The organism is Streptomyces sp., from assembly GCF_050698815.1.
GTDB lineage: Bacteria > Actinomycetota > Actinomycetes > Streptomycetales > Streptomycetaceae > Streptomyces.
Map to the genome: position 1 here is coordinate 1 of NZ_JBOHCV010000523.1, position 6,931 is coordinate 6,931.

At 70.8% G+C, this 6,931-nt stretch carries 7 protein-coding genes and 1 pseudogene; 2 read left to right on the forward strand and 6 right to left on the reverse strand.

Features of this window, described 5'->3' with window-relative positions:
• Positions 1-1,112 (reverse strand): annotated as a pseudogene (locus tag ACRDP3_RS18875) (glycerophosphodiester phosphodiesterase); the annotation flags it as partial.
• Between the two features lie 295 nt (positions 1,113-1,407).
• Between ACRDP3_RS18875 and ACRDP3_RS18880 the strand changes: the two are divergent.
• Entirely contained in the window at positions 1,408-2,088 is a 681-nt protein-coding gene (locus ACRDP3_RS18880; RefSeq protein ID WP_431518140.1) for a lysophospholipid acyltransferase family protein, read from the forward strand.
• A gap of 35 nt (positions 2,089-2,123) precedes the next feature.
• Here the strand turns inward: ACRDP3_RS18880 and ACRDP3_RS18885 are convergent, their stop codons facing one another.
• From ACRDP3_RS18885 to ACRDP3_RS18905, 5 genes are all read right to left on the reverse strand, one after another.
• Entirely contained in the window at positions 2,124-2,543 is a 420-nt protein-coding gene (locus ACRDP3_RS18885; RefSeq protein WP_431518141.1) for a DUF3618 domain-containing protein, read from the reverse strand.
• A complete protein-coding gene (locus ACRDP3_RS18890; RefSeq protein ID WP_431518142.1) occupies positions 2,540-2,959 on the reverse strand; it encodes a phage holin family protein in 420 nt (139 codons plus the stop codon). The genes ACRDP3_RS18885 and ACRDP3_RS18890 overlap by 4 nt, the downstream gene beginning before the upstream one ends.
• Before the next feature lie 77 nt (positions 2,960-3,036).
• On the reverse strand, positions 3,037-4,512 hold the full coding sequence (gene argH / locus ACRDP3_RS18895) for an argininosuccinate lyase (RefSeq protein ID WP_431518143.1): 1,476 nt from the start codon (positions 4,510-4,512) through the stop codon (positions 3,037-3,039).
• Between the two features lie 52 nt (positions 4,513-4,564).
• Complete coding sequence (locus tag ACRDP3_RS18900; RefSeq protein WP_431518144.1) at positions 4,565-5,761, reverse strand: argininosuccinate synthase; 1,197 nt, start codon at positions 5,759-5,761, stop codon at positions 4,565-4,567.
• An 85-nt stretch (positions 5,762-5,846) separates the two neighbouring features.
• Positions 5,847-6,224: a DUF488 domain-containing protein gene (locus ACRDP3_RS18905; protein ID WP_431518145.1), complete on the reverse strand. Its 378-nt coding sequence runs from the start codon at positions 6,222-6,224 to the stop codon at positions 5,847-5,849.
• Between the two features lie 83 nt (positions 6,225-6,307).
• Between ACRDP3_RS18905 and ACRDP3_RS18910 the strand changes: the two genes are divergently transcribed.
• The coding region (locus ACRDP3_RS18910) for an SCO6745 family protein (protein ID WP_431518146.1) at positions 6,308-6,931 on the forward strand (624 nt) is incomplete at its 3' end.

A 6,931-nucleotide genomic window follows, 5' to 3' on the forward strand; every position in this document is an offset into this window, starting at 1 on the left:
GTTGTCGGTGAACAGTCCGTCGATGCCGGTGGCGAAGTAGGTACGGAAAGCGCCGAACGCGTCCCCGTAGGCGGCCGGTCGGCACCGCGGCGGAAGTCGAGCGGCAGGAAGGTGTTCTCGTTGCGCATGGTGTACGGGTGCAAGACCAGGTCCTCCGCGTGCGCGTCCCGTACCAGGGTGGTGGGCTCCCCCAGACTGCCGTCCGGCTTCCGCGGAATGATCAGGTCCAGCGTCGGCCCGATGCCCTTCGCGAACCGGGCCATCCACTTCAGACCCTCGGGTGTGACCAGATCGGCGACCGTGCGCGGGTCGCCGGCCTCGACGAAGTCCCAGGGACGGGAGGTCGCCGCGCCCAGCAGACAGACGCCCGGGCAGTCCACCAGCTTGTTCAGCTGCTGGATGCTGCTGGGCTCGAAGGACTGCACGAAGTTCGGTGAGTGCGAGCGGTGGCGGCCGTAGGCACGCAGCAGCTTTGCCAGCCGGGGCTCCAGTTCGAGGCCGAGCTTGCGGAAGTAGGTCGGGTGCTTGGTCTCGATGTGCAGCCATACGGGACGGCCCCGCCGCTTGCCCTCCTTCGCCGCCCACTTGAGCACGTCCTCGAAGAGGGGGACCTCCCAGCGCCCGTCGTAGAGCGTGTTGTGCTGCCGCGTCTGGGGGATGCGCTCCTTCGCGCGCAGGGTGCGCAGCTCCGCGAGAGTGAAGTCCTCCGTGAACCAGCCTGTCAGGCTCTTCCCGTCGACCGTCTTGGTCGTCCTGCGGGCGGCGAACTCGGGATGGCCGGCCACGTCCGTCGTCGCGGTGATGTCGTTCTCGTGCCGGCAGACGAGGTGTCCGTCCTTGGTCGGCACGAGATCCTGCTCGATGATGTCCGCGCCCATGTCGAGGGCGAGTTGATACGAACCGATCGTGTGCTCGGGGCGGTATCCGCTGGCGCCGCGGTGCGCGATCACGGCGGGCACCGGCAGGTCGTGGCCGGGCCGTCCACTCCCGCGGCCCCCGTCCTTCTCCTCCGCGCTCGCGACTGGGGACGTGCCCAGCGTCGCGGCGCCCGCGGCGCCCAGCACGGCCGCTCCGAGCACGAGTCTCCGACCCGGCTGCTGCTCCTGTCCCATGGGCTCTCCTCAGCTCGTCTCATCCTGATTCGTCCGCCCGGGGCGGTTCCGGCGCCAGGCGGATGACGCGCTGATCGTAGGTGCGGCTCAGCACGGCGGGGAGACCAACGGCCGAACAAGCGGGAAACAAGGGCCAGATGGCACTCCGACACGCGCTTCGAGGCGAGGTGGCACATACCAGCCCTGTCAACTCTGCGTAGCGGAGCGATGAACCCGGTGTGCGACTCACCGGTAGCGGCGAGTATCGTCCTCACCTGCGGGGGTATGCACCCGACCGTCACCGACCGGAGGAACCTTGTCCCGTTTCCGTCTGATCAAGGCACTGCTCGGCCCGCTGCTGCGCGGACTGATGCGCCCGCGGGTGACGGGCGCGGAGCGCATTCCCGGTTCCGGTCCGGTGATCCTGGCCGGAAACCACCTGACCTTCATCGACTCGATGGTGCTGCCCCTGGTCACCGACCGGCAGGTCTTCTTCATCGGCAAGGACGAGTACGTCACGGGCAAGAGCCTCAAGGGCCGCCTGATGGCCTGGTTCTTCACCGGCGTCGGCATGATCCCGGTGGACAGGGACGGCGGCCGTGGCGGTGTCGCGGCGCTCATGACGGGGCGACGGGTGCTGGACGAGGGCGGGATCTTCGGCATCTACCCGGAGGGCACCCGTTCCCCCGACGGCCGCCTCTACCGCGGCCGCACGGGCATCGCCCGCCTCGCCCTTATGACCGGCGCGCCCGTGGTGCCGTTCGCGATGATCGGCACCGACGCGATCCAGCCGGGCGGCAACGGCCTCCCCCGCTTCGCGCCCGGCCGCCGCATCGCGGTCCGCTTCGGCGCGCCGCTGGACTTCTCGCGCTACGAGGGCATGGACCGCGACCGGTACGTGCTGCGCGCGGTGACGGACGAGGTCATGAGCGAGGTCATGCGGCTGTCCGGCCAGGAGTACGTGGACATGTACGCCACCAAGGCGAAGGCCGCCTGACCTGCTCTTTCGGTGCTTTCAGGCTTTCGGTGCTCTCAGTGCCCGCGGTGCCTTCGAGGGGCCCGGTGGATGCCACGCGTTCGCAGGGCACCGCGCCCGCCATGGGTCCGGTAGAAGCCGTGGCTCCCATGGGTCCCGTGGTTGCGGTGCAGCACGGCGAAGGTCAGCAGCGCCCCGGCGCCGACGGCGGCCGCGGCTCCGATCGCCGGCCCCGGCCTGCTGAAGCTCTGGTGCGCGGCCAGCTCCGCGGTGTGCTGCACCCGGGACTTCGCCTCGTTCGCCTTGAACTGGGCCTTGGACCTGGCCTGTGCGGCCTTCTCCCGCGCCTTCGCCGCCACGTCCGCCCTGCCCGCCAGCTCCGCGACGGTCTCCGCGAGCTGCTGGCGTGCTTCCTCCACCTCCGCGTGCAGCTGCTTGCTGCCGGCCGCGCCGCGGGCACCGGACTCGCGCGTCATCGGTGCGCCCCTTCCTTGATCGCCTCGACATCCGCCTTCATGCTGTCGATGGTCCGTTCGGGTTTCGGTGGCGTGGCGGATCCGATCTGCTGCTTCCCGGCCAGCGCCAGCACCCCGGCCACCAGCAGCAGCGCACCGGCGATGACCAGGGCCGAGGCCCAGACGGGCAGGACGAGGGCAAGGCCGGCTATCGCCGCGAAGGCCAGCGCCCACAGGGCGATCAGCCCCATGACCGCGGCTCCGCCGAACATGCCGCCGCCGAAGCCCGCCCGCTTGCCTTTCTCCTTCATCTCGGCCTGCGCCAGCCGCATCTCGCTGCGCACCACGTCGGTGAGCTGCTCGGATGCCTGCTTGACCAGTTCTGCCACCGAAGCCTGGTGTGTCTCCTCGGGCCGGTGACGCAAAGTCGCGGTCATCGCCTCTCGCCTCGCTTCGTGTCGGGGGCGGTCCCGCGCCGGGTGCCCCGCTGCGTGGCGGCTACGCGTAGGAGGCGTCAGCCCAGGTCAAGGGGCCTGCTCCGCGGGCCTTCCCGCTGCCATTCCCGCTGCCGGGCCAGGTCTGCCTTGATCTCGCCGAGCTGGGTGGCGACCGCCGAGGGCGCGGTGCCGCCGCGGCCGTCCCGGGCCGCCAGGGCGCCGGACACGTTCAGGACCGTACGGACCTCAGGAGCCAGATGCGGGGAGATCGCGGCGAACTGCTCGTCCGTGAGCTGGTCCAGCTCGATGCCCTCGCGCTCGCAGACCTTGACGCACTCACCCGCGACCTCGTGCGCCACCCGGAAGGGCACTCCCCGCTTGACCAGCCACTCGGCGATGTCGGTGGCGAGCGAGAAACCGGCCGGGGCCAGCTCGGCCAGCCGCTCGCGGTGCACGGTCAGGGTGGCCATCATGCCGGTGAAGGCGGGCAGCAGGATCTCCAGCTGGTCGCAGGAGTCGAAGACGGGCTCCTTGTCCTCCTGCAGGTCACGGTTGTAGGCGAGGGGCAGGGCCTTGAGGGTGGCGAGCAGCCCGGTGAGGTTGCCGATCAGCCGCCCGGACTTGCCGCGGGCCAGCTCGGCGATGTCCGGGTTCTTCTTCTGCGGCATGATCGAGGAGCCGGTGGAGAAGGCGTCGTGCAGCGTGACGAAGGAGAACTCCTTCGTGTTCCAGAGGATGATCTCCTCGGCCATCCTGGACAGGTCGACGCCGGTCATGGCCGTGATGAAGGCGAACTCGGCGACGAAATCGCGCGAGGCCGTTCCGTCGATGGAGTTGGCGGCCGAGCCGCGCTCGAAGCCGAGGTCGGCCGCGACCGCCTCCGGGTCCAGGCCCAGCGAGGAGCCCGCGAGGGCGCCGGAGCCGTAGGGGGAGACCGCGGTCCGCTCGTCCCACTGGCGCAGCCGCTCCGCGTTCCGGGACAGCGCCTGGGCGTGGGCGAGCACATGGTGGGCGAAGAGCACGGGCTGGGCGTGCTGAAGATGGGTGCGGCCCGGCATCGCGACGTCCGGGTGGGCCTCGGCGAGGCCGACCAGCGCCTCCTGGAGGTCGGCGAGCAGAGCGCCGATGACGCGGGCATGGTCGCGCAGGTACATGCGGAAGAGCGTGGCCACCTGGTCGTTACGGGACCGGCCCGCCCGCAGCTTGCCGCCGAGCTCGGCCCCGAGCCGCTCCAGGAGACCGCGCTCCAGCGCGGTGTGCACGTCCTCGTCGGCGACGGTGCCCGTGAAGCTGCCGTCGGCGACGTCCCGCTCCAGCTCGTCGAGACCGGCCAGCATCCGCTGGAGCTCGGCGGCGGTCAGCAGCCCGGCCGTGTGCAGCACGCGGGCGTGCGCGCGGGAGCCCGCGATGTCGTAGGGCGCGAGCCGCCAGTCGAAGTGCACGGAAGCCGACAGCCTGGCCAGCGCCTCGGACGGCCCGTCCGCGAACCGCCCGCCCCACAGCCGTACGTCCTCGCCCCCGAGGCCGGACTGCGGGGATTCCTTGCTGCTCATCGGTGCTCCTGGGTGCTTCGCGTGCCGTGCCGGTCCGGGGGAGAACCGCAGACTACTGCGCCTGGTCCCGCTTCGCGGCGATCTTGCTGGACATGCCGAACAGCTCGATGAAGCCCTTGGACATCGACTGGTCGAAGGTGTCGCCGCTGTCGTAGGTCGCGAGGTTGAAGTCGTAGAGCGACTGCTGGGAGCGCCGGCCCGTGACGACGGCCCGGCCGCCGTGCAGGGTCATCCGGATGTCGCCGCTGACGTGCTCGTTCGCCTCGTTGATGAAGCCTTCCAGGGCCCGCTTGAGCGGGGAGAACCACAGGCCGTCGTAGACGAGTTCGGCCCACCGCTGCTCGACCTGCCGCTTGTAGCGGGCGAGTTCCCGCTCGACCGTGACGCTCTCCAGCTCCTGGTGCGCGGTGATCAGCGCGATGCCGCCGGGGGACTCGTACACCTCACGGGACTTGATGCCCACGAGCCGGTCCTCGACCATGTCGATCCGGCCCACGCCGTGCGCTCCGGCCCGCTCGTTGAGCTGCTGCACGGCCTGCAGCACGCTCACCGGCTTGCCGTCGATGGCGACGGGGACGCCCGCCTCGAAGGTGATGACGAGTTCGTCGGCCTCGCGCGGGGTCGCCGGGTTCTCGGTGTACTCGTAGACGTCCTCGATCGGCGCGTTCCAGATGTCCTCCAGGAAGCCGGTCTCCACGGCCCGGCCGAAGACGTTCTGGTCGATGGAGTACGGCGACTTCTTGCTGGTCGCGATGGGCAGGCCCTTGGCCTCGCAGAAGGCGATGGCCTTGTCCCGGGTCATCGCGTAGTCCCGTACCGGCGCGATGCACTTCAGGTCGGGGGCCAGGGAGGAGATGCCGGCCTCGAACCGCACCTGGTCGTTGCCCTTGCCGGTGCAGCCGTGCGCGACGGTGCCGGCGCCGTGCTTCCGGGCGGCGTCCACCAGGTGCTTGACGATGGTGGGCCGGGAGAGCGCCGAGACCAGCGGGTAACGGTCCATGTAGAGCGCGTTGGCCTTGATCGCCGGAAGGCAGTACTCGTCGGCGAACTCGTCCTTGGCGTCCGCGACCTCGGCCTCGACCGCACCGCAGGCGAGCGCGCGCTTGCGGATGACGTCCAGGTCCTCGCCGCCCTGGCCGACATCGACGGCGACGGCGACGACCTCGGCCCCGGTCTCCTCGGCGATCCAGCCGATGCAGACGGAGGTGTCCAGGCCACCGGAGTAGGCGAGTACGACGCGCTCGGTCACGGGGTTCTCCTTACGGTGCATACACTGACTGGCATAAGTATGCACTGACCCGTATGGTTCGTCAACGTGCCTGATCAGAGGCGTCTCACCGGGCTCCGCGCAGCTCCTGGGCGAGCACGGCCGCGTGGCTGTGGTCGAGATCCTCCGCCTTCGTGGCTGTCAGCAGCGTCAGCGGCCCGCCCGCGGCCCGCTCGCGGAGCCGGTCCAGGGCGTCCCGCGCCGCCGGCTCGGCGAGCTCCGCGCGGTAGCGCTCGGCGAACTCGGTGAAGCGCGCATGGTCGTGGCCGTACCACTTGCGCAGCTCCGTGGAGGGGGCCACCTCCTTGTCCCAGGCGTCCAGCCGCGCGTCCTCCTTCTTCACCCCGCGCGGCCACACCCGGTCCACCAGCACCCGCACCCCGTCCTCGCCGGGTTCCGCCTCCTCGTACACTCGCCGCGTCCGCACCCGCTGTGTGTCGGTCATGACTCCAGCGTGCGGGACACCGGCCGGGTCACGCGACATCACATGTTGACAGTGTTCACATTGCCCGGTTAGCGTACCCGGTCATGACGGATTTCTCCGGGCTTGCCCGCCAGATGTGGCACCAACTCGAACCTGTCCATGCCTGCCTCTACTTCTCACCGCAGGCCGCCGAGGAGGGCGAGGCGCTCGGGTACGACACGACCGAGCGCTGGCCCTGGTACTTCGCGCTGCGCTCCGCACCGCTGGGGCCCGTCGGTCCCGAGGTGGTGACCGCGGCCTACTACAGCTTCAGCCCGCGCACGGTGGCCGCGTACGTGCCGGAGGTGTGGCGAACCGCCACACCCGAGGCGGTACTGACGGCACGTCACCGCGCCGTGGACAGCACGCTGCGTGCCGTGCTCGGCGACCGGCTGGAGGATCCCGGCATGGCGGAGGCGGCTGCGCTCGCCCGTACCGCGGCCGAGGCCGCCGGACTGCCCGGGCGACCGCTCGCTGCGGCCAACGCCGCGCTGCCGTGGCCCGAGGAACCGCACCTCGCCCTCTGGCACGCCGCCACCGTGCTGCGCGAACACCGCGGCGACGGGCACCTGGCGGCGCTGCTCGGCGCCGGACTCGACGGGTGCGAGGCACTGGTCTCGTTCGCCGGTATCGAAGCCGCGCCGGTGGGGAACTTCGCCTCCCGCGGCTGGAGCGGGGCGGAATGGGCC